Annotated in this window: 21 protein-coding genes; 17 read left to right on the forward strand and 4 right to left on the reverse strand. The window is 54.4% G+C overall.

Annotated features, from left to right (window positions below):
* Window positions 1–163: 163 nt before the first annotated feature.
* Complete coding sequence (locus RAC60_RS17915; RefSeq protein WP_283787104.1) at window positions 164–601, forward strand: VOC family protein; 438 nt, start codon at window positions 164–166, stop codon at window positions 599–601.
* A 106-nt stretch (window positions 602–707) separates the two neighbouring features.
* On the opposite strand, the gene RAC60_RS17920 is transcribed toward RAC60_RS17915, so the two are convergent.
* Window positions 708–1628 (reverse strand): LysR family transcriptional regulator, encoded by a 921-nt coding sequence (locus RAC60_RS17920; protein WP_033737487.1) that lies wholly within the window; start codon window positions 1626–1628, stop codon window positions 708–710.
* Between the two features lie 119 nt (window positions 1629–1747).
* On the opposite strand from RAC60_RS17920, the gene RAC60_RS17925 reads away from it, so the two are divergent.
* From RAC60_RS17925 to RAC60_RS17970, 10 genes are all read left to right on the forward strand, one after another.
* The gene (locus RAC60_RS17925; RefSeq protein ID WP_375094094.1) at window positions 1748–2137 is read left to right on the forward strand and encodes a tautomerase family protein; all 390 of its coding nucleotides are present in this window, start codon (window positions 1748–1750) and stop codon (window positions 2135–2137) included.
* 390 nt (window positions 2138–2527) lie between these two features.
* The gene (gene dgcN / locus RAC60_RS17930) at window positions 2528–3535 is read left to right on the forward strand and encodes an N-acetyltransferase DgcN (protein WP_033737483.1); all 1008 of its coding nucleotides are present in this window, start codon (window positions 2528–2530) and stop codon (window positions 3533–3535) included.
* A gap of 1 nt (window position 3536) precedes the next feature.
* Window positions 3537–4502, forward strand: coding sequence for an N-acetyl-D-Glu racemase DgcA (gene dgcA / locus RAC60_RS17935; protein WP_205954462.1), 966 nt, complete (start codon window positions 3537–3539; stop codon window positions 4500–4502).
* Between the two features lie 15 nt (window positions 4503–4517).
* Window positions 4518–6383: a dipeptide ABC transporter ATP-binding protein gene (locus RAC60_RS17940; RefSeq protein ID WP_375094095.1), complete on the forward strand. Its 1866-nt coding sequence runs from the start codon at window positions 4518–4520 to the stop codon at window positions 6381–6383.
* Between the two features lie 22 nt (window positions 6384–6405).
* The gene (locus RAC60_RS17945) at window positions 6406–7947 is read left to right on the forward strand and encodes a glutathione ABC transporter substrate-binding protein (RefSeq protein ID WP_205954464.1); all 1542 of its coding nucleotides are present in this window, start codon (window positions 6406–6408) and stop codon (window positions 7945–7947) included.
* Window positions 7948–8028: 81 nt separating this feature from the next.
* On the forward strand, window positions 8029–8961 hold the full coding sequence (locus tag RAC60_RS17950) for an ABC transporter permease subunit (RefSeq protein ID WP_375094096.1): 933 nt from the start codon (window positions 8029–8031) through the stop codon (window positions 8959–8961).
* Window positions 8958–9842 (forward strand): ABC transporter permease subunit, encoded by an 885-nt coding sequence (locus RAC60_RS17955; protein WP_033737479.1) that lies wholly within the window; start codon window positions 8958–8960, stop codon window positions 9840–9842. The genes RAC60_RS17950 and RAC60_RS17955 overlap by 4 nt, the downstream gene beginning before the upstream one ends.
* Window positions 9843–9844: 2 nt before the next feature.
* Window positions 9845–10888, forward strand: coding sequence for a P1 family peptidase (locus RAC60_RS17960; RefSeq protein WP_164483159.1), 1044 nt, complete (start codon window positions 9845–9847; stop codon window positions 10886–10888).
* Window positions 10885–11706: a M55 family metallopeptidase gene (locus tag RAC60_RS17965; RefSeq protein ID WP_375094097.1), complete on the forward strand. Its 822-nt coding sequence runs from the start codon at window positions 10885–10887 to the stop codon at window positions 11704–11706. Before RAC60_RS17960 ends, RAC60_RS17965 begins: the two co-directional genes overlap by 4 nt.
* Window positions 11707–12278: 572 nt before the next feature.
* Window positions 12279–13187: a LysR family transcriptional regulator gene (locus RAC60_RS17970; RefSeq protein ID WP_032413424.1), complete on the forward strand. Its 909-nt coding sequence runs from the start codon at window positions 12279–12281 to the stop codon at window positions 13185–13187.
* A gap of 68 nt (window positions 13188–13255) precedes the next feature.
* Here RAC60_RS17970 and RAC60_RS17975 read toward each other — a convergent pair whose 3' ends face one another.
* Complete coding sequence (locus tag RAC60_RS17975) at window positions 13256–14152, reverse strand: LysR family transcriptional regulator (RefSeq protein WP_205954466.1); 897 nt, start codon at window positions 14150–14152, stop codon at window positions 13256–13258.
* Between the two features lie 100 nt (window positions 14153–14252).
* On the opposite strand from RAC60_RS17975, the gene RAC60_RS17980 reads away from it, so the two are divergent.
* Entirely contained in the window at window positions 14253–15074 is an 822-nt protein-coding gene (locus RAC60_RS17980) for an SDR family oxidoreductase (protein ID WP_375094098.1), read from the forward strand.
* A gap of 158 nt (window positions 15075–15232) precedes the next feature.
* Here the strand turns inward: RAC60_RS17980 and RAC60_RS17985 are convergent, their stop codons facing one another.
* The gene (locus RAC60_RS17985) at window positions 15233–15799 is read right to left on the reverse strand and encodes a helix-turn-helix domain-containing protein (protein WP_375094099.1); all 567 of its coding nucleotides are present in this window, start codon (window positions 15797–15799) and stop codon (window positions 15233–15235) included.
* Between the two features lie 75 nt (window positions 15800–15874).
* On the opposite strand from RAC60_RS17985, the gene RAC60_RS17990 reads away from it, so the two are divergent.
* Entirely contained in the window at window positions 15875–16378 is a 504-nt protein-coding gene (locus RAC60_RS17990; protein ID WP_039340918.1) for a GNAT family N-acetyltransferase, read from the forward strand.
* 221 nt (window positions 16379–16599) lie between these two features.
* Here the strand turns inward: RAC60_RS17990 and RAC60_RS17995 are convergent, their stop codons facing one another.
* Window positions 16600–18516, reverse strand: a complete 1917-nt coding sequence (locus tag RAC60_RS17995) for a methyl-accepting chemotaxis protein (RefSeq protein ID WP_110267653.1) — start codon at window positions 18514–18516, stop codon at window positions 16600–16602.
* Window positions 18517–20299: 1783 nt separating this feature from the next.
* Between RAC60_RS17995 and RAC60_RS18000 the strand changes: the two genes are divergently transcribed.
* The 4 genes from RAC60_RS18000 to RAC60_RS18015 all read left to right on the forward strand — a co-directional run bounded on the left by RAC60_RS18000 (window position 20300) and on the right by RAC60_RS18015 (window position 22593).
* Window positions 20300–20467 (forward strand): general stress protein, encoded by a 168-nt coding sequence (locus RAC60_RS18000; protein WP_033738455.1) that lies wholly within the window; start codon window positions 20300–20302, stop codon window positions 20465–20467.
* Window positions 20468–20593: 126 nt separating this feature from the next.
* Complete coding sequence (locus tag RAC60_RS18005) at window positions 20594–20956, forward strand: ferritin-like domain-containing protein (protein WP_375094100.1); 363 nt, start codon at window positions 20594–20596, stop codon at window positions 20954–20956.
* A gap of 33 nt (window positions 20957–20989) precedes the next feature.
* Window positions 20990–21505 carry a ferritin-like domain-containing protein gene (locus RAC60_RS18010; RefSeq protein ID WP_375094101.1) on the forward strand — a complete coding sequence of 172 codons (516 nt, stop codon included), beginning with the start codon at window positions 20990–20992 and terminating at the stop codon, window positions 21503–21505.
* A gap of 248 nt (window positions 21506–21753) precedes the next feature.
* The gene (locus tag RAC60_RS18015) at window positions 21754–22593 is read left to right on the forward strand and encodes an MBL fold metallo-hydrolase (RefSeq protein ID WP_185199838.1); all 840 of its coding nucleotides are present in this window, start codon (window positions 21754–21756) and stop codon (window positions 22591–22593) included.
* Window positions 22594–22613 lie beyond the last annotated feature (20 nt).

Below are 22613 nucleotides of genomic sequence, written 5' to 3' on the forward strand. Positions count from 1 at the left end.
CGCACACTTAACCCGAATGTCAGCAATGTCCGCTCCTGGCACAAGGTGGACGAACGGCGCTGAAGGTCCGCTATGAGCGAGGAGCGGACCTTCGTAGTTTTTCTACACCTGGTAAAGACTTGTAATGCAGTCTCTTATCAGTCAACTGGGAGCAGGTAATCTCATGATCTTAAGTGCTGATCACGTCGGTTTTTCAGTTAAAAATATTGAAGACTCATTATTCTTTTGGACCCATATCCTTGGAGGGAAGTTATTACGTGAAGGGAAAATGTCTGGACCTGTTATTGATGAAGTAACAGGCGCAAGGGGAGCGGATGTCCGAATGGCTTTGCTTGAACTGGCTGGCATTAAAATTGAATTATTACAATACAATAACATTGAACAGCCACAGGAGCCTTCAGCGCCCTATATCCCAGGCTACGCGCATCTTGCGTTTATAGTGCAGGATCTTGATGTGCTCTTGAGCAAAGTATCGGACTATGGCTGGAAGACGCCAGGGAAACCGCAGACAGTTTTGTCAGGACCCATGCAGGGAACCAGAGTAATATATTTACAAAGCCCCGATGGTCAGACGCTTGAGTTGATGGAACGCAGTCAATGAAGTCCACATGTTATGACTTATTAAAACAGTGATATTTGCAATGTTTGCTTCTGGCACAATGCAGCCCATTCGCACATAACCATAACCACCACCATTCAACTAAACTCTACTCCGCAAACCTCGCCCGCAGCCACCGAATAAACGTGGTCACAGCCTTAGGAACCTGCGCAGTATGCGGACGTACTACCCATAAGCTTTCGGCAAATGCGTCTACCGTTCGCCATGCGGGCAGAACCTGCGTTAGTGTCCCTGCAGCCAGCGCGGCGCGCGCACTAAAATCAGGGAGCAGGGCGATACCGAGTCCCTGTAATGCCGCATCGCGGACGGATTCGCTGTTGTTAGTGGCAAAGTTTCCCTGTCCCTTCACCATTACGGTTTCCTCTCCGCCCGTCACTTTGTGGAAATGCCATCGCGGCGGTTCCTGTCCGCGCAGATAGTACAGACAGTTATGCCGCTCCAGGTCGTCGGGCTTTTGCGGGGTGCCGTATTGCGCCAGGTAAGCGGGGGAGGCAACCAGAACCGCATGCGTGTCACACAACTTCAGCGCAATGTGGGTCTCCGGAAGTGTCTGGCTGTGACGGATGGCCAAATCAAAACCTTCACGAGTCAGTGATACCAGACGGTCGTTGACATCCAGCTGAATAGTGACCTGCGGGTACTCCCGGACAAAATCGCCAATAACCGGGACGAGCTGCTGGCGCGCAAAGGCTACCGGCGCACTGACACGCACCAGGCCTCTCACCGGGCCGGTTTCATCACGAATGCGTAAAAAGGATTGCTCAATCTGCGCAAAAGGATCGCGCAAGTTATCCACCAGTTTTTCGCCCGCCGAGGTCAGACGGACGCTGCGGGTAGTACGCTGCACCAGTGCTGTGCCGGCCATATTCTCCAGCTCTTTGATTTTCTGACTCATGGCTGCCTTGCTGACCTCCAGCCGATCAGCCGCGCGGGTAAAACTTCCCGATTCAGCGAGTACCGTCAGCCAGTACAAATGCACCCACAGTTCATCCGTTCGGAATGCTTTCATCGGGATTGTTCAAAATAGTGAATAATCATTTCAGCCCTGTCTCTTTTTCTTTTCAACAGCCGTCGGCAACATAGCGCGACATCATACACTTACGATTTAGACCAACCGAGGGTTTATTTATGCCATTGCTGACATTCGACATCATTGAGGGACGTTCTGCTACGGAAATCAGAACAATGCTGGACGCTGCACATCGGGCTGTGCTCACCGCGTTTAACGTTCCCGCACGTGACCGTTATCAGATTGTTCACGAAAATAAAAATTACCAGATGGTGTTCCAGGATACCGGGCTGGGGTTTGAACGCAGCGACCGTCTGGTGATGGTCCGGGTGTTTACCAGCCCGAGAAGTGAAGAGCAAAAAACGCGTTTCATGGCGGAACTGGCCCGGGAGCTGGCAGAACACTGTGGGGTGGAAGGGAAAGATCTGATGATCAGCTTTATTACCAATGCGCCGGGTGACTGGAGCTTTGCGGATGGTGAAGCACAGTATCTGACCGGAAAGCTGTAATTACCGCGTTTCCTCTCGGTTGTCAGTCACAGCGTTTTGAGAGGAAAGATAACGTCCTCACCACGCCCAAAGCGTGTTATCCGTGGCACCCGATACCACACCGGGGCATTATGAAAGACAGCGTCGAAGTAAACGGCCTTGCTTCCCGTTGACTGACATAAAGTGATATCTCTCCATGGATTCCCCGGCGGATATTAGCCTTTTCCTATGACTCGCCCCGGCACCGGGGCCGATTTCACCCTGATTCGTTGAAATAACGCGGTTGCCATTACTTTTTTATCTGACTATAGCCTGCCGTTATACCCCGCCACCAAACAAGCATTCGTCACCTTTCAACACGCATGAAATAGTGGTTTCAGAACCTTACCTTTGTCTGAAACGAGAACTCTCATGCTAATCCCACAACCCTATTTACTTTTTCTTGGCGATGTTACCGATCCCCTCGCGGCAAAAACGGCGCGCGGTATTCATATCTGGCGACCGGAACAGTGCGTTGGCGAAATTAAACTGCCGGGCTGTACGGTCAGCCTGGGGCTGGATGAACTTGATATCGCCAGCGCCAAAGCGCGCGGCGCGAAAACGCTGGTACTGGGCACCGCCAACGCAGGGGGTTATCTGCCCGAACACTGGCTGGATACGGTGAAAAGTGCCATCAAAGCCGGCATGAACGTGGCCAGTGGATTACATCATCGTCTGGTGGATGAGCCCGAGCTTGTCACGCTGGCAGAGACGTTTGGTGTTGCGCTTTTCGATTTACGTCATATGCGTCCGAAGCTGAGTGTCGGTAGCGGTAAGAAGCGTTCAGGCAAGCGGATACTCACGGTGGGGACCGACTGCTCAGTGGGCAAGATGTACACCTCACTGGCGCTGGAAGCGGCAATGCGTGCGCGCGGAATGAAAGCGGATTTTCGTGCCACGGGACAGACCGGGATTCTGGTTGCAGGGGAAGGCATTGCTGTGGATGCGGTAATCGCGGACTTTATTGCCGGTGCGGCGGAAGCCCTGTCTCCTGCCAACGATGATGATCACTGGGATATCGTGGAAGGGCAGGGATCGTTGTTCCATCCCTCTTACGCGGGCGTCAGTATGGGGCTTATGCACGGTGCGCAACCGCACTGGCTGGTGATGTGCCATGAAATGGGCCGTCCGCATATGCGCCATTTGCCGCATCAACCGATGGTCAGCCTGAAAGACTGCGTGGAAGCCAATCTGCGCGCCGCCCAGGTGACCAGTGAGTCCGTTCAACTGGCTGGCTTTGCGATTAACACCTCAAACTACACGGAAGAAGACGCGCGCGCCTATTGTGCTGAAATCCGTGCCGAATTCGGTTTACCGGCAACCGATCCGGTGCGTTTTGGTATCGATGACATCGCCGCGCTGCTTCAGGAGCGGGGCTGAGATGAGACAGGTGCAGATCAACGTGGTGGAACTGCCGCTGGCGCGACCGTTTGCTATCTCGCGAGGTGTGCGTACCGCCGTGACGGTTATCCGTGTCACGCTTGAGCAAAACGGATTTATTGGGCAGGGCGAATGTACACCAACGGCGCGCTACGATGAAACGCCAGACAGCGTTCAGGCCCAGCTTGAGGCGGTACGTGCTGACGTGGAAGCAGGCCTGAGCCGCGATGATCTGCAACACCGTTTGCCCGCCGGCTCCGCGCGCAATGTGCTGGACTGCGCATTGTGGCGACTTGACGCCGCACGGGCCAGTCAAACGCTCTGGCAACAAAGTGCATGCCCGCCGCCACGCTCGGTCGTCACGGCGGAAACCCTCAGCCTCGATACGCTGGAAAACATGGCGCTGGCGGCGGCGGATGCCGTCTCGCGGGGTGCCATCCTGCTCAAAATCAAGCTTGACCGCGATGCGGTTCTGGAAAAAGTGGCGGCGATTCGTGCGGCGGCCCCACATGCGACGCTCATTATCGATGCCAATGAAGCCTGGTCGGGAATGGATCTGGAAAGCCTGCTGGTGGCGCTTCAGGCCTTTAACATCGCGATGGTCGAGCAACCGCTTCCCGCTGGTCAGGATCATGACCTGCAACGCTTCCGTCATCCTGTTCCCGTCTGCGCGGACGAGAGTTGCCACACGCGAGAGGACATTGCCAGCCTGCGTCATCGCTACGAGATGATCAACATCAAGCTGGATAAGTGCGGAGGTCTGACGGAAGCGCTGGCGATGGTCGATGAAGCGCACAAGCAGAACATGCGCATCATGGTCGGCTGCATGCTGGGTTCATCCCTGGCAATGGAAGCGGCATTGCCCGTGGCGGTGCACGCAGAGCACGTCGATTTAGATGGCCCGATCTGGCTGGCGGCCGACAGCTCTCCTTTTTTGAATTACTCCGATGGCCGTATCTGGCTGTAACGCGACGAGGCATTGATGACAGACACACGACTCACTTCTTCTGCCACACGTGCTGACGGTGCATCACCGGTGCTTGCTGTTCAGGACCTTAGCGTCTCATTTCGTGGACGTAGTGGTGAGAATCAGGCGCTGAAAGGCATCAGTTTCGCCATTTATCCAGGCGAAATTGTCGCCGTGGTGGGCGAGAGCGGCTCAGGTAAATCAGTCACGTCGCTGGCCGTGATGGGCTTGCTGGCGAGCAGCGGCCGTATCGATCGCGGCAGCATGCAGTTTCGCGATCGCCGCGGAGAAGTTCATGCGTTAGAAACGCTGGATGACAGTCAGCGCCGCACGTTGCGTGGCCGTGAAATGGCGATGATCTTTCAGGAGCCGATGACCTCACTAAATCCGGTGCTGCGTATCGATGATCAACTCACCGAAGCGTTACGCGACCATCATCAGTGCGACAAGAAACAGGCTCATGCGCGCGTACGTGAACTGCTGCGACAGGTACGTATTGCCGATGTCGATCGCGTCATGAAAAGCTATCCGCACGCGCTGTCCGGCGGGATGCGCCAGCGCGTAATGATTGCTCAGGCGCTGGCCTGTGATCCGCAACTCCTGATTGCCGACGAACCCACGACGGCGCTGGACGTCACCGTACAGGCGCGCATTTTACATATCCTGCGTGAGCTGCAACGCGAGAAGAACATGGCGGTGTTGTTTATCACCCATGATATGGGCGTTGTGGCGGAAATTGCGGATCGTGTTGTGGTCATGCTGCGTGGCGAAGTGGTCGAGCAGGGCACCGTGTCAGAGATTTTTGCCGCCCCGCAGCATGCGTATACCAAAGCGTTGCTGGCAGCCGTGCCAAAACTGGGCGATATGCGCGAATACGCGTGGCCGCAACGCTTTCCTCTGTTGGGTGCACAACAGGCGGCGCAACACGAACAGCTGACGGCGCGCTACGACAGCGAACCGCTACTCGATGTACGTGGGCTAAAAGTGTATTACCCCATCCGCAGCGGCATCTTCTCGACCCATACGCATCATGTGCATGCGGTTGAGCAGATTGATTTCAGTCTGTGGCCGGGTGAAACCCTGGCCATCGTGGGTGAAAGCGGCTGCGGTAAATCGACCACCGGGCGTGCGCTAATGCGCCTGATCACCAGTGAGGCGGAAAGCATCCACTTTGAAGGAAAGGAAATCTCTCATCTGAAAGAGGCGGCATTCCAGCCGCTGCGCCGTGAAATTCAGATGGTGTTTCAGGACCCCTATGCGTCACTGAATCCACGTCTGACGGTGGGGTTTACCATTGCCGAGCCGTTGCTGTTGCATGGCATGGTGGACTCACTGGAACAGGCTTCTCCACACATCGATGCGCTGCTGAAAAGCGTTGGGCTCTTGCCGGAGCACGCGCGCCGTTATCCGCACGAATTTTCGGGCGGTCAGCGCCAGCGTATTGCCATTGCCCGCGCGATGGCCCTGAAACCGAAAGTGATTATTGCTGATGAAGCCGTATCGGCCCTTGACGTTTCAATTCAGGCGCAGGTGGTGAATCTGATGATGGATCTCCAGCAGCAAACGGGCGTAGCTTGGATATTCATCTCTCATGATATGGCGGTCGTCGAGCGCATTGCCAACCGCGTGGCGGTGATGTACCTCGGCCAGATTGTCGAGCTCGGACCGCGCCAGTCGGTCTTTAATCAACCGCAACATCCTTATACCCAACGTCTGCTGGCCTCCGTGCCGGTGGCAGATCCCGAGAACCGTCAGCCTCGCCGTTTTGATGACAGCGAAATTCCTTCGCCGTTGCGAAAGGTGGGTGAAACGGTCACGAAACCCCGTTATCGGCAGGTTGCACCGCAACACTGGGTCGCTGACGGCATTGCATTGCGATAATCCTTAACGACCAGGAGATTTTATGAAAACGCTGTTCCGCCGTACTTCACTCGCCCTCGCCTTAACGACGACACTGGTCATGACCGCGCAGGCACAGGATCTGCGCATTTCAATGTATGCCGATATTACGGGGCTCGATCCGCACGATACCTCGGATAATGTCAGCTACTCGGTGCAGAGCGGTATCTTTGAGCGCCTGTTTCAGTTTGATCCCCAGATGAAGCTGGAGCCCTGGCTGGCGACCGGTTACACCTCCAACGACAGTGCGACGGAATTTACGCTGACGCTGCGTAAAGGCGTTACCTTCCAGGATGGTACGCCTTTTGATGCGGAAGCGGTCAAAGCGAACCTTGATCGTCTGGCAGACCAGAAAAAAGGGCTGAAGCGCAACAGCCTGTACAAAATGATCGATAAGGTGACGGTGCTGGCACCCGATCAGGTGAAAATCTCACTCAATCAGTCATTTGGTGCTTTTATTAACACGCTGGCGCACCCTTCGGCGGTGATGTGGAGCCCGTCGGTTCTGAAACAGTATCCGGACGAGGCCCAGTTGCGGCTGCATCCGGTGGGGACCGGGCCATTTAAATTCGTAAACTGGACTCCGGGTAAAGCGGTCACGCTGGCGAAGTATGACGGTTACTGGCGGCAGGGCTGGCCCAAAGTCGATCAGGTGATTTTCTCACCCAGCCCGGAAGATGCGACACGGGTTGCCGCGTTGAAATCGGGTCAGGTGGATGCCATTTGGCCTTTGCCTTCGGATCTGATCGCGGCGGTGAAGCAGGACAGCAACCTCGCGATTCAGCGCGATCCGAGCATCTATCTCTATTACATGGCGATCAATACGCAGCATAAGCCACTGGCCGATGTCCGCGTGCGCCAGGCAATCAACTATGCGATTGACCGTCATCTGTGGTTGAAGGTGGCCTTTGCCGGTTTGGGTAAACCGGCCACCTCCGCGATGCCGGAAGGGGTGCAGTTCTATGAGAAGCAGAGCGATCCCGATTACCACTATGCGCCGGATAAGGCCAAAGCGTTGCTGAAAGCGGCGGGCTACCCGAATGGGCTGGATCTCAAGCTCTGGGTCACCAATGCGACCGCCAGCGTGCGCGCCGCCCAGGTGCTGAAGGCGCAACTGGCCACGGTGGGTATTCGCGCCACGGTGACACCGATGGATTCCGGAACGCGCAACGCGAAGCTGTGGGGCGTTCAGGACCCGAAAAAAGCCGAATTTGACCTCTATTATGGCGGCTGGTCGACGTCTACAGGCGATGCCGACTGGGCTCTGCGTCCGCTGTTCGCCACCGAATCCTGGGTACCTACCTCGTACAATGTCTCCTATTTCAGCAATCCTGATGTCGACAAGGCGATTGCTGCCGGGCTGGCGACGGCCGATCCGGCAAAACGTGGTATCGCCTATGCACAAGCGCAAAAGCTGTTGTGGAAAGAGGCCCCCGTGGCGTTCCTTGGCACGCCAGACAATCTGGTAGGCAAACGCAGCACCCTGAGCGGCGTTTCGATGCTGCCTGATGGCAATCTATTGTTTACTCAGGCGTCGTTTAAATAAGTCGCGGATGTCCCTCACGTGCCTTTGCCGGTTGCGGCGGCACGTGAGGCTCCCCGTCTCACCTTTATTTCAGGGAATGGCATGTTTGCATACATCATTCGCCGATTGCTGGAGATGATCCCGGTTTTGCTGGTGGTCTCGCTGCTGGTTTTCGGTTTCATCAAGCTGCTGCCGGGCGATCCGGCGCGCATTTATGCCGGGCCGGATGCACCGATTGAAGCGGTCGAAGCGGCACGTCAGCACCTCGGGCTCAACGACTCGTTGCCGCAGCAGTATGTTAACTGGATAGACAGCCTGTTACATGGCGATCTTGGCACCACGTACCGCACCCAGCAACCGGTGCTGCAGGTGATTAAGCAGGGCTTCCTGCCCACACTGTGGCTCGCCTTAGTCGGTTTCGCCTGGTCTGTGCTTCTCGGCCTGATGCTTGGCGTACTCGCGGCCCTGAAACGAGGGAAATGGCAAGACTGGACACTAATGAGCGTGGCGGTGGGCGGTATCTCGATGCCAGCGTTCTGGCTGGGGCTGCTGCTAATCCAGTTCGTTGCGATGCCTTTTGGCCTGTTCTCGGTCAGCGGCTTTAACAAGGCCAGCGATATTGTCCTGCCCGCCATCACACTGGGATCGTCCGTTGCGGCGGTCATGGCACGCTTTACCCGCTCGGCCTTTCTTGAAGTGGCACAGGAAGATTACGTACGCACCGCGAAAGCTAAAGGGTTGCGTAACCGTCTGGTGACGTGGAAACACGTGATGCGTAATGCGCTCATCCCGGTGATCACCATGCTGGGGTTGCAGTTTGGTTTTCTGCTGGGCGGTTCGATTGTCGTGGAAAGCGTCTTCAACTGGCCAGGGTTAGGCTGGCTGTTAATTGAGTCGATCAAAGCGCAGGATCAGCCGGTCATTCAGGCGCTGGTGATGCTGTTTGTATTTGAGTTTATCGTCATTAATCTGCTGGTGGATCTGCTTTACGCGGTCGTCAATCCGGCAATTCGTCTGCGACAGGAGCCGAGATGAGTCATCAATCGCTGACTGATAACCCGCCTCAGGTCATTCGCTCGCCGTGGCGCGATTTCCTGCATGCTTTTGTGCGCAATCCTCTGGCGCTGGTTTCAGGCGGATTTGTCCTGCTGTTGATTCTGGTGGCGATCTTTGCGCCCTGGCTGGCTCCCTGGGATCCGATGGCGCCCGACTGGATGGCGTTATCCTCGCCCCCTTCGGCAGCACACTGGATGGGCACCGACGAACTGGGGCGCGACCTGCTCAGTCGTATTATCTATGGGGCGCGTATTTCGCTGTATGTCGGCGTGCTGTCCGTGACGCTCGGCATGATTGTCGGCGTCGTGCTGGGATTGCTGGCGGGCTATTACGGTGGCTGGGTCGATATGCTGATCATGCGCGGTGCCGATGTGTTATTCGCGTTTCCCGGCATGCTGCTGGCCATTGCGGTGGTGGCGCTTCTGGGAACGGGCCTGAACAATGTCATCATCGCCGTCGCGGTGTTCAGCGTGCCCGTCTTTGCCCGGATTGTGCGCGCCTCCACGCTGTCATTGAGACAGGCTGCCTATGTGGAAGCCGTGCGCTGTGCCGGTGCACCCGACCGAATCATTATCCTGCGCCATATTCTGCCGGGCACGCTTTCCAGCGTCATTGTTTATTTTACGATGCGCATTGGCACCAGTATCCTCACAGCGGCAGGCTTAAGCTTTATTGGCCTCGGACCGGAGCCGGATGTGCCTGAATGGGGCAATATTCTGGCCATGAGCCGGAGCATGATGATGGCGGGCGCGTGGCACATGAGCGTGTTTCCGGGGCTGGCGATTTTTATCACGGTGCTGGCGTTTAACCTGCTCGGCGACGCGCTGCGTGACACGCTCGACCCGAAACTCAAGGGCTGACGATGGACTTTCAACAATGGCAGTGCGAACTGCTGCTGGATCGCTGGCGTAACGAGCGTCAGTTGGGGCAGCCGCGTAGCGCATGCGGCCCCACTAATCGCATCAGCGATGTGGCTGGTGTGCGCGTCGGCCACGTCACGCTGGCTGAGGGAGAGCGGCAGACTGGCGTCACCGCTATCGTTCCGCCGGGTGATAACCTGTTTCTCACGCCGCTGCCGTGCGGAGCTGAAGTTCTGAATGGCTTTGCGAAACCGGTCGGACTGACACAGGTCGAGGAGCTGGGTGTGTTACACACGCCGATTCTGCTCAGTAACACGCTGGCGGTGGGCACGCTGTTTACCGCGCTGGTACGGGACGCCATCCGTCGTAACCCGGAACTCGGGCGGACGCTGCCGACGGTGAACCCGCTGGCCCTGGAGTGCAACGACGGCTGGCTCAATGATATTCAGGCGCTGGCCATCAGTGAGGCGATGGCGCAGGAAGCATTGCATACAGCCGCAGCGGACTTTTCCCGCGGCAGCGTTGGCGCAGGACGCGGGATGAGCTGTTTTAATCTGAAGGGCGGGATCGGCACGGCCTCGCGTGTTATTCCGTCGCTCAATGCCACGCTGGGAGTGCTGGTGCTGGCGAATTTTGGCGCGCTCAGCGCGCTCACGCTTGACGGTGTGCGACTCGGTGAAGTGATTGCACCGCTGCTGGCAGGAGAGGCACCGCAGCGTGATGCCGGTTCTGTCATCATCGTGATGGCGACGGATGCGCCGCTGGATGCGCGTCAGTTGAAGCGTATCGCGAAGCGTGCCGGTGCCGGCCTCGGGCGGCTGGGCAGCTACTGGGGCCACGGCTCGGGCGATATCGCCGTAGCGTTTTCAACGCAACCGCTGCCGCAACCGCCGCAGGACGCCATGCTGGAGCCGCTGCTTGCCGCCGCGGCAGATGCCACCGAACAGGCTGTACTCGATGCCTTGTTGAGCGCAGAGCCTGTTACCGGCTTTCGGGGTCACCATCGCCCCTCACTGACTCAGATTCTGGACAGGTTAACCACATGAGAATTTTTATTTCTGCCGATATTGAAGGTATCGCGGGCGTTATGCGCCCGGAGCAATGCACACCCGGCAACCCGGAATATCAGTTGGCCCGCGGTCTGATGGAACAGGAAGTGAATGCCGCGATAGAGGGGGCGTTCGCGGGAGGCGCAACGGAGGTGGTCGTCGCAGACAGCCATGCGCAAATGACCAACCTGCGGGCGGAAAATCTTGATCCCCGCGCCCGGCTGGTGCAGGGTAAACCGCGCGGCTTGTCGATGGTTGAAGGCATAGAACAGCAGACGTTCGACGGATTATTTCTGGTGGGCTATCACAGCGCAGCAGGCGAACCCGGCGTACTGGCGCACACTATTAATGGCCGTGCATTCTGGCGTATCCATATCAATGGCCTGGTGATGGGCGAAACCGATATTTACGCCGCTGCCGCCGCTGAGCAGGGCACGCCACTGTGGCTGGTCACGGGCGACGATCAGCTACAGAGCTGGATAGCAGAGTATTACCCAACGGTTGACTACGTTTGTGTCAAGCGCGCCATTTCCCATACCTGCGCAGAATCCATTAGTCCCAAAGCGGCACAACGTGCCATAGGCAGTGCTGCACGCGCCGCGCTTGAGCATCAGCGCGATACGCGCACGACCCGGTTGACCGCGCCTTATCATATGCAGCTTCAGGCCAGCAAACCCGTGTTGGCCGATCTGTTCTGCCTGATCCCCGGCGTCACGCGCATCGATGCGGTTACCGTGGGATATCAGGCAGAGCGGATGGAGACGTTGATCAGCTTGCTCAGTGCATTTTCTTACCTGGCGAGTACCCAGGCGTAGCACAGGGACAGCCATGAGGTCAGGGGCGGGTAACCTTCGCCCCTGCAGCTTCCTTTTTTTCAGAAACATCGCCGCCGGGCGCGATCGTGCGCACTGATCGACAATCCGCCACCAGGCACCGTTGACCCTCATGAGATAACCCGGCCGTCTCCCCGCTGCACCATGTCAGGGCGAACGCCTGGTTTTACCCTTTTCAATAATTCAGCCAGTGAGGGGAAATGGACCGATACCGGCGCGATTTGCACCTGTTTCCCCTTGCATAAGCCCGGCGCCGCCTTATTTCAGCGCAAGGCGGTAGCGGGTCGCTTCGCCTCCCTCTGTTTTACGGTACAATTTTTGCAGCAGGGATTGTCCTGTCTTTACCCGCCCGGATCGTATCGGCAGTAAGGAATAACGACAGAGGCAGGACAGATTCAGGCGCTGGTCGTTTCTTTGCCCGTACCGCGGGTGAGATGACAGATGGTTCAGGTTTTCCATTTTGATTCAGGCGTTGGCGGTGCTGTAAGTGAAGCGCTGAAAAGGGTGCATCACAGCGGCCTGCGGGTAGCTGAATCCACACAGGGTAAATAATGATGCGGCTCCGTCACATAGAAGTCTTTCAGGCCATCGTACAGACCGGCAGCATCAGCGCAGCCGCGCGCCTGCTCAACGTATCGCAGCCCAATATCAGCCGCGTGCTGAATCATGCAGAACAGCAACTGGGCTTTGCGCTGTTTGAGCGGCGTATCCAGGGCATGAGCGTCACGGCAGAAGGGCGACGGCTGCTGCCAGAGGTGGAAGACCTCTACCAACGCTTACAATCCATCACCCAGCTCACTGAACAACTGCGACGCGGCGAAGGGCAGATCGTCCGTGTCGGTGCGGCTCACGCTTTCGGTCAAATGGTGTTGGCACCGGCATTGGTCACCTGGCGACAACAGGTGCCCTCGGTCAGCGTTGAGCTGGTCACGGAACACTTTAGTACCTTATGCCAAATGATCCTGGAGAATCAGCTTGATTTCGCCCTGGTCTTTGGTCAGCAGGTGGATGCAGCGCTGCTGGCGGAACCGCTGTTTCAGTCGTCAATGGTGGCGCTGCTGCCGCCAAATCATCCCCAGCATGAACCCGTTACGCTGGCATGGTTATGCGCGAATAACCTGCTGATGATGCAGACCCAGGATCCGCTTGGGCGCGTCCTGCACCGCGCGCTACGCGATAAAAAGCTGAATCCGGCGGTGTCGTTATCGATTAAAACCTACTCGGTGATTGCGGATATGGTACTGGCAGGCGGCGGTGTGGGCGTGGTGGATCTGTTCACGGCTTGCCGCTATGCCGAACAGCTAAAATTACTCCCCGTCGCACAGCCGTTGCCGTTTGAAGTGATGCTGATCAGCCGTCGCGATCAACCCCAGTCCCAGTCCACGCTGCAACTTAAGCAGGTCATTCGCAACAGGCTGTGGGAAATTGCCCGCCAGTGCGAAGCGCAGTTTATTTGTGACTGAGCAAATAAACGGTGGTACGAGGTGCGTTCAGGCCTTTCGCCGCGCCTGAACGGCCCTGGTCCGGCTTTTCAGATGCGCGTTGTGGCTTTCACGGTGTCGACAAACAGTCGTAACGCGACGGGCATGTGCCGGTTTTGTGGAAAATAGAGTGCGATACCTTGCGAGGTGATTGTCCAGTCGTCCAGCACGGTTACCAGGCGCTGTGTATCCAGCCCGTGCTGTGCATAGCGCTCCGGTACATAAGCCATGCCTAATCCGGCTATGGCAGCATCTGTCATTAACGCAGCGCTGTTAAGCGTCAGGCTACCGGGGACATCCAGTGCATATTGCTGCTTACCTTGCTGATATTCCCAGTGATAACGTTTGCCGCTGGGCAGACGCTGCCGTAAGCAAATGTGCTGCATAAGATCCTGTGGATGCTGAATGGCGGGCCGTGATGCCAGATAATCAGGCGATGCCACCGTCACAAAACGCAGCGGACCGCTCAGGAAAACAGCCACCATATCTTTCGGCACGTCTTCAAACAGCCTTATACCTGCATCGAATCCCTGTTCAACAATATCGACCAGCTGACCCTGTGCGACTAAATCCGTTTCAATGCCGGGAAAGGTTTGAAGGAACGTTGGCAATACTGTCTCCAGCAGAAGGCCAATCGCGGCATCACTGGCATTGATGCGCAGTGTTCCATAGGGTTGATGGTGGCTGGCAGTGACATCATTCAGCAACTCGTCCATTTGAGTCAGCAGCGGCGTCATTCGCGCAATCAGCATTTCACCGGTTTCGGTTAACGCCACACTTCGCGTCGTCCGATGGAAAAGCCGCACGCCAAGTGCCGTCTCCAGCCCTTTTATGGTGTGGCTGAGCGTTGAACGTTTAAGGCCGAGCACATCCGCCGCACGGCGAAAGCTGCGCTGGTCAGCCACCGTTTTTACGGCCAGTAATTCGTTCCAGGACGGGCGCTTCATTGTTTAAAATTTCCCACCATCTCATGCCAGTTTGGGGAGATTATGCCATCAGTCAGGTGTTTTATGATGAATGCCGGTTCACTCAACGGAGATAAAACGCATGAAAACCTGGCTCATTACCGGCGCATCCAGTGGCCTGGGTCGCCTGATGTGTGAAAGTCTGCTGGCCCGAGGCGATCGGGTTGTAGCCAGCGTACGACATGAAACGGCGCTGAATGATTTACGCGTGGCGTACGGGAAGACGCTACAGCCCATCGTGCTGGATCTCAGCGAGACGGCAATGATTAAGCCCGTCATTGAGGCGGTATTCGCGCAGGTGGGACGAATCGATGTTGTAGTCAGCAATGCGGCTTACGGGCTGTTTGGCGCAGCGGAAGAGCTGGGCGATGCGCAGATTGAACGTCAGATTGCGACCAATCTTACGGGCTCCATTCAGCTGATTCGCGCTGTGATTCCATTTTTACGCGAGCAGGGCGGCGGGCGCATTGTACAGGTCTCATCTGAAGGCGGGCAGATTGCTTTACCCAACTTCAGTGTGTACCACGCCACGAAATGGGGAATCGAAGGCTTTGTTGAAGCGTTTCGCAAGGAAGTGGCGGCGTTCGGCATCGACTTTTTGCTGGTGGAACCGGGGCCAACGGCGACGGGATTTGGCGCAGGCCTGGATATTGCGGATGCCTTGCCCGTTTATCGCGATACTGCGGCAGGTAGCCTGCGGACAGCGATAATCAACGGTGAGTTTGCGATTAAAGGTGATGCACAAAAATGCGTGACGGCGATGATCGCCGCTGCCGATGCTGACAATCCGCCACTGCGCTTACCGCTGGGGAGCACAGCCTATCACAATATTGAATCGGCACTAAGCCTGCGACTGGACGCCCTGCGGGCAATGAAAGTTGTGGCATACAGTGCAGACAGGTAGAACGACGATGACGAGGGGACAACGGGCAGAGTACGTTGCCCCTTAACACGCGGAGGCCAGTCCTGACACAGCGCGGCATGGTGAGCAGAGAGTCTGTCGTGAGCAAAAACGGACAAGTGGTTTAGAAGGCTGGCGTCATGTACCCAACAGAAGCGGACTTAGCTGGGATTGAGCACAACGACGGCATAACGGCATACCTGATTTGTATCATTTCTGAATACGCAGTCTGCAGGGTCACCAAGCTCAAGGCAGTCGCCCGTCATCATGTCAAATGTCTGTGCACCTTCTACAAACGTCAGCCTGCCTTCAAGTACCCAGATGAGCTGCTGTCGTGAAAGATATGAAACCGACGGCATGGGTACCGCAGTATTGGCGGGAAGCTCAACGCTGACCAAATCAATCGGGATACGTTCCGGAGAAACGTGTCGGCGAATATAACCGGTTTCCGGATCCTGCCACAGGGGCTGATTTTCATGCCTCAGAAGTGAGCCACTACGGGCCTCAGTGAGGGCAAGCAACTGCGACATCGACATTTCAAACGCACCCGACAGGCGGGCCAGAAGCGTTGCTGTCGGACTGCTCTCGCCGCGTTCGATTTTATGTATCATCGCCCGTGATACGCCGGAGTTGTCCGCCAGCTCGGTCAGAGACCACCCTCTTTTTTCTCTTTCCTGCCGTACTTTGTGTCCGATACGGGAATTAAGTTCATCTTCTTTGTTAGACATTTTGTTTAATATAGTGGATAAGTAAGATGTTGTACTATTTGTCTACTTTAGTGAATTAATAACGGGGTGTCTATCATGCATATTCGTGCTGCAACGGAAAGCGATGCTGAAACTATCGCGGAAATTTATAACGATGCCGTGCTTAATACGACGGCTATCTGGAATGAAAAAACGGTGGATTTCCTGAATCGCATCAGATGGATAAGAGAACGTCAGGCCGCGGGTTTTCCCGTCATTGTGGCGGCAGATGAGAAGGACGAGGTAACGGGCTATGCGTCCTATGGCGACTGGCGACCGTGGGATGGTTACCGATTTACCGTTGAACACTCTGTGTACATCCATAAAGATGCGCGCGGGGCCGGTTCGGGTTATGCACTTATGCGCGAGCTTATCAGGCTGGCTACACAACAAGGTAAACATGTTATGGTCGCAGGCGTTGAATCTGAAAACGTAGCATCACTGGCATTGCATAAAAAACTGGGATTTTCAGAGGCGGGAAGAATGTCTGAAGTGGGCACGAAATTCGGCCGCTGGCTGGACCTGACGTTTCTGCAGCTCCGTCTTGCATCCCCGGAATAAATGGCATTTAAGACCCGCAGAATGTGGTATAAAACAGTCGTATCGTTCAGGATGAACGATACGTGATCCCCAGTAAACGACTTCATAATAAAGGCTTCTGGGTCTTCGCCAACCTCAACCTGAGCAGATCGCTTTTCCATATTCTCCCAATGGCCAGGCGCATAAATTCTGGCTGAGGCGCGTCACACACACAGCGCCCCAGCACGGCCTTGCGTTATGCCTTAAAATGTCTCCCAGTTGGCGTCTGAGGTTTTCACTGAAGCCGGAATGTGCCGACTGCGCGCGATCACCGGAGCGCTGGTCACGGTCATTGAAGAGGGCGCCGGTAACCGAAATACGGCCACGGTTTTTTCAAGTTCCAGCGCCTGATCCTCCAGGCTGCTGGCCGCCGCAGATGACTCCTCAACCAGCGCAGCATTCTGTTGCGTCGTGGTATCCATTTCCGTCATCGCCTGCGCTATCTGGGTAATGCCCCGGTTCTGCTCGTCAGACGCGGCAGCGATTTCGCCCATAATATCTCTGACCTGCGTGACGGATTTGACGATATCTCCCATGGTATTACCGGCACGGTTAACCAGTTCGGTACCGTTGTTTACGCGCTCCAGGGATTCCCGAATGAGTGCCTCAATTTCTTTTGCCGCAACAGAACTGCGCTGTGCCAGGCTACGTACTTCACCTGCTACCACAGCAAAGCCGCGTCCCTGTTCGCCTGCCCGTGCCGCCTCGACCGCGGCATTCAACGCCAGAATGTTCGTCTGGAAAGCAATACCGTTAATGACAGTGATGATTTCTCCAATTTTGCCCGAGCTCTGACTTATCCCACCCATCGTGGCGATCACGTCGCTGATAATTTCCCCGCCACGGCTGGCGTTATGTGATGCTTCGGTAGCCAACTGGCTGGCATGATGGGCGTTCTCAGCATTCTGTTTTACGGTTGAGGTCAGCTCTTCCATACTGGCAGCGGTCTCTACAACGGCTGCGGACTGCTGTTCTGTTCGTGAGGAAAGGTCAGTATTACCTGCTGCAATTTCAGAGGAGGCGCGAGCTACGCTGTTCACACCGTCACGGACTTTCGAAATGATAGTGCGCAGACTGTGATTCATGGCACCGACGGCGGTCATCAGTTCGCCCAGTTCATCAGTACGCGAACTGGTTATTTCTGACGTCAGGTCGCCTGCTGAAATGCGTTTTGCTGAAGAAAGCGTCTCTTTCAGGGGAACGGTAATGCTACGGGTCATTCTCCAGGCGACAACAAGGCTAAGAATAATACAGGTAATCGTAGTGAAACCTATCTGCCAGAGGGCGGTATGTATGTACTCTTCAGCCATCTGAGACTGGAAGAAAGCCAAATCTGTCATGGACTGATTGAGTTTGCCTGCGGCGGCCGTCATGTCGTCTGAGGCGTGTTTCTCTGCGTTAACGGCAAGAAGATAGTTGTTCAACAGCACAGGGCCGGCTGTTGTTTTTTGCTCCACTTCGGCTAACAAGGTAGTGAATTCTGAAGCGGACGGACCGGACAGCTGGGTCTTAAGCGATGAGAGGGTATCCCTGATGCCAGCAAATTTATCCAGCGATGACGAGTCTGGCGTTTTAATAAATGCCTGCACATAAAACGCGGCCTGTTCGATCTTCAGGCTCAGCGTGAGCAGTTGAGCAGCGTCAGCAGGAACGGACGTCTGTCGGGCAGCCAGTTTTTCTGACAGCGCGGCCAGTTCCAGGCGGTTCAGTTCATTCAAGGAGAGGACGGTTTTGTCTGTACTCGCAAGAAAAGTCTGCCGTTTCTCCCGATACTGATTCAGGGCAACGCTGAGAACAGAAAGCTTTTCACGCCCGGCCGTGGACCAGGAGTAGTGCTCCAGGCTTTGCCGTAAACCCGAAAGCTGGTTCATTGCCTCGCCATTGATTTCGATAAACTTCGTCTCACGAGTATACTGAAAAAGTGTGCGGTTAAGCCGGGCTTTAGCCAGCGAATCCAGCATTTGTACGGTAATGTCACGTTTGGCAGAGTTCTCTTTGATATTTAAAAAACATTTGAGCGCCAGCGAAGAGATAATCAGTGAGGCAAGAATAACTAACAGAAAACCCAGAACCAGTTTCCCGCCTATCTTTAAATTGTAAAAGCTTTTTATAATTTTCATTTAATTAACCCTGTGTTGAACGTTACCCCGAGCCTTAGGTTTTCTCAGGCGGTAATCGTGTATCGGCACAAAAGATACATTCCTTATGCTTCTTTTGTTTTTTTTATCTGCCGTTTTTAACTTTCTTTGATTTTGATCAATTTTATTGTTCTTTCTCCACAGGTTGAAAATCATGGCGTTAACTATTGCTCGCGTTACCATCTGTATTCTAACTGTGTTTTTAAACGTGTCGGGATATCGCTGGGGGCACGTACTACCTTGACAGGTAAAAAGGGCAGTGTGCTTTTTGAGGTTGAAATACAGGCTAAGCCTTTTCACACGAAACAGAGTAGAGAAGGTGTCAGTGGTGCCGGAAAAGGCGTAGTAAAGACAGGCTAAGTGTGTGTACGGTTATTTCTGTTAAATAAATTTCAAAAACATCCTGACTCGCTTAATCATTCTCATGTCAGCTCTTTTTAAACAAAGCAATTGCCCGGTTACTTTTCAGGACAATTTAATATCGCAGTAGACCTGTAAAAAGTCCGGCTGATAATCCTGAGTGGTATTACCGCCTCGTTTGCAACGCTCAGGCATCAGTACAATAATAATTTAACGTGGGTGCCTGCTGGCGCCTACAGCTAAAGTAGCCTGGAACTGTTTAGTTGGTTCACCCCCGCTATTGAGTGGGGGCGTTTTTTTACTTCGGCCCAGGGCTGGCGCAGCATCTGTATTATCTTTGCGATGAAGAAGCTGACGCGCAGGATGAATAATATCCGCAGGAATGTCTGATTAAATTCGCTGAAGCAGGAATCTCACAGGGAGGCTTATGATGTTACCTATAAATAAAAATCGCAGTTTTCCACCAGACATGGGCGATTCTTAGTGAAGTCACAAGCCAGCCTCAGTGGGCTTGAACCGAAACTGCCGATATGTGGCAATAGCATCGTCTGGGCGTGAGCCCGTGACTCAGACATGGCAGGTTTCGTTTCGGACGGGTAAAGCGTTAACCCCCGATCACGCCTGATACAGGGCGGCCAGCGTCAATCGTTCTGTAAAAGGATGTTAACGTTAAATGCCACTCTCTTTTTGTCGAGCCCCGAACGTCTCTTTAGGACGTGTAGCCGAATGTCCGCCACCGCCACGGCGCTTATCCCTATTTTCTTAACCCCTCTCCGCCAGTCCTTGCCGGCTAAGAATAGCGTATAAGGTTTTTTAAAGTACCAGTGAGAACTATTTTTCATGACCGCTACTTTTATTCGCATCGGATAGCGCTTTAACTTTACCCGGTAATAATTCTTTTATTGATGACGGTCAATGGGCAAATTTTTACAATAATCCTGATTCCTGTACAAAATAATGGCGGCGGCTTTTGAGAGTAATCTTATAAACGCGTCAAGCATCCGGAAGAAAGCGAAAACCTAACGGTAAAGCACCATAAAACATCGGGCGTGTCATGCGTGTATGACAATGAGCATAAGCGAGATGGAAAAAGGGTTAGCAAATAATTCTCTGGATTTTTTCAGGCGGGAAAATTTCCTTAAGAAATAATTCAGGAAGGTGGCTAATAATCAATGATTCACAACCCGCTGTTCTGTTTGTTTTTTCTTTGACCGTGGGACGAAGTGAGGGTAAGAAACGGAGAGAAAGCGTTAAGCCGGATGCGAGATTTGTATAAGGTTGCCCCGTAAAATCCCCAGAAAGAATTCCCGTCACGCTTGCAGTATTAAAAAAGTTTTATAGCCTTACAATGCCATGCTTAGCATGGAAATGAAGCATGTAACTTTTACTTTTAGGAGGAAATATCATGACTGAACATCGTGGCGGTTCCGGTAATTTCGCTGAAGATAAAGAGAAAGCTTCTGAAGCCGGCAAAAAAGGCGGCCAGCATAGCGGTGGTAACTTCAAGAACGACCGCGAAAAAGCCTCTGAAGCAGGTAAGAAAGGTGGACAAAACAGCCATCGTGGCTCCTGATTCACTTTAATTAAAGGACAGACTGCGGAGCAGGGAGCGCTCCATGAACAACGCCCGTTGAACGCTGCTGTTATTCGTAGAGATCCTTCTTTTATGTTTATCACTGGCCGGAAGGGTGATTAATCTGTGAAAGTAAAAACGTTACTTGATCTGTTTATTCATGACCTTTCTGACGTTTACAGTGCTGAAAAGCAAATTTCGCGCCTTGATCAGATTATTGATGCCCGCGATAAACGTCGCATTGTTCATCTGAAATGCCACGCTCTGGAGGGACTGGTTGCAGACGCTCTGGAGCTGATCGAATCCACTGAGGCAGGAGCGGTACGGGATGCCGGGATCACTGGTGCTGCGCAAAAAGTTGAGCACTGTGAAATAGCCGCCTGTAGAACGCGCATTGCGCTTGTCTCTCCACTCGGCCTGAAAGAAGCATCACAACGGCGTGCGGAGAGGCTTGAAGAGAAAAAATCCACCGATGTAAAACTCAGCTGAGCAACACTAACGATAGCCAGGCCGGAGGCGCTTATGTCGACTGCATCAACCCTTTCTCTTTATCATGACTGGTTACGTGATGCGCATGCGATGGAAAAGCAGGCTGAAACCCTGCTTGAGCAAATGACGCATCGACTGGAAAATTATCCTCAGCTACGCGCACGCATTGAACTGCACATTGATGAAACACGTCAGCAACAGGTGCAGTCAGAAACGATCCTTGACCGCCACGGCATTTCGCATTCAGGCGTAAAGGATGTGATGGGCAAAATGGCCGCCCTGGGGCTGGCGTTTAGCGGGGTATTTGCTCAAGATGAGGTAATGAAAGGGGCCATTGCGGGTGATGTCTTTGAAAATGCGGAAGTGGGCAACTCTATCAGTCTGATTAACGCCGCGACCCGGGCGGGTGATCCTGAAAGTGTTCCCGTATTAAAGCAGATATGTGAACAGGAGTTGGCCATGTCAGACTGGATGATCACCCATCTGCCTGACCTCACCGATCAGTTCCTGAGCCTCCGTGAAGACCCGGAATCACAGGCTAAGCGTTGAAGAGGCCTTCATGTCAGGGAGGCGGTTCCGTTCCCCATGCGCTGCTTATTCCTCATGTACGTTCTGAGCGCCAGGCATCGTGCATTCCGACGGCTGTCTGCCTGCGCTTCTTTTGTTTCAAACACGTGCGTTATCAGGAACAGCCATGCAGTACAGCCATTCACCTCATGCTCTCAGAGCCTTCAGTCATACAGGTTTCCAGATACCGCCTGTCTGAACGTTTACAACATTTTAAAGCTGGGTAAATTATGAAAATTCATCATCTTAATTGTGGATGTATGTGCCCGGTGGGCGGAGCGCTGTTTGATGGTTTCAGTAAAGGCCTTTATGCCCATCTGGTGTGCCATTGCCTGCTGATAGAAACAGATCGACACGGTCTGGTCCTGGTCGATACCGGTTTTGGACGGGATGATATGCGCCACCCAGAAAAACGTCTTTCTGGCTTTTTTCGGTTGCTGAACAATATTCAAAGGCGGGAAGCCCTCACTGCACGCTCCCGCATTGAGGCGCTGGGATTCAATGCTAACGATGTGCGTCACATCGTTCTTACTCATCTTGATTTTGACCATGCCGGGGGGCTCACTGATTTCCCTGGCGCACAGGTACATCTGCTACAAACCGAGATTGATACATCACAACAGCGGCACAGTTGGCTGGCCCGCGAACGCTATCGGCCCGGTCAGTGGACCGGGCTTTCTGGCTGGACAGGCTATCAGGTTCAGGGGGAGCAATGGTACGGCTTTGATGCCGTAACCGCACTCAAAGGTCTTCCCGCTGAAATTCTGCTTGTGCCACTGCCCGGCCATACGCAAGGCCATGCCGGTATTGCAGTCAGCCGGTCGGAAGGGTGGTTGCTTCACGGCGGCGACGCCTGGTTCTATCGGGGCGAGATGGCGCTGCAGGATCCTCATTGTACGCCAGGGCTACGTTTCTATCAGTGGATGATGGCCATGGATAACGAAGCCAGAAAGCGTACACAACAGCAGCTTCGTGCGTTGTTGAGGCAGCATCACCAGGATATCACCTTCTTTTGCAGCCATGATGCGAAACAACTCAATGCCCTGAATCCCGGGGCGGAAAAAGAGTGATCATTCCCGATCACCTTTAA

The sequence above is a fragment of the Pantoea sp. BR_17 genome (assembly GCF_041955125.1).
GTDB lineage: Bacteria > Pseudomonadota > Gammaproteobacteria > Enterobacterales > Enterobacteriaceae > Pantoea > Pantoea stewartii.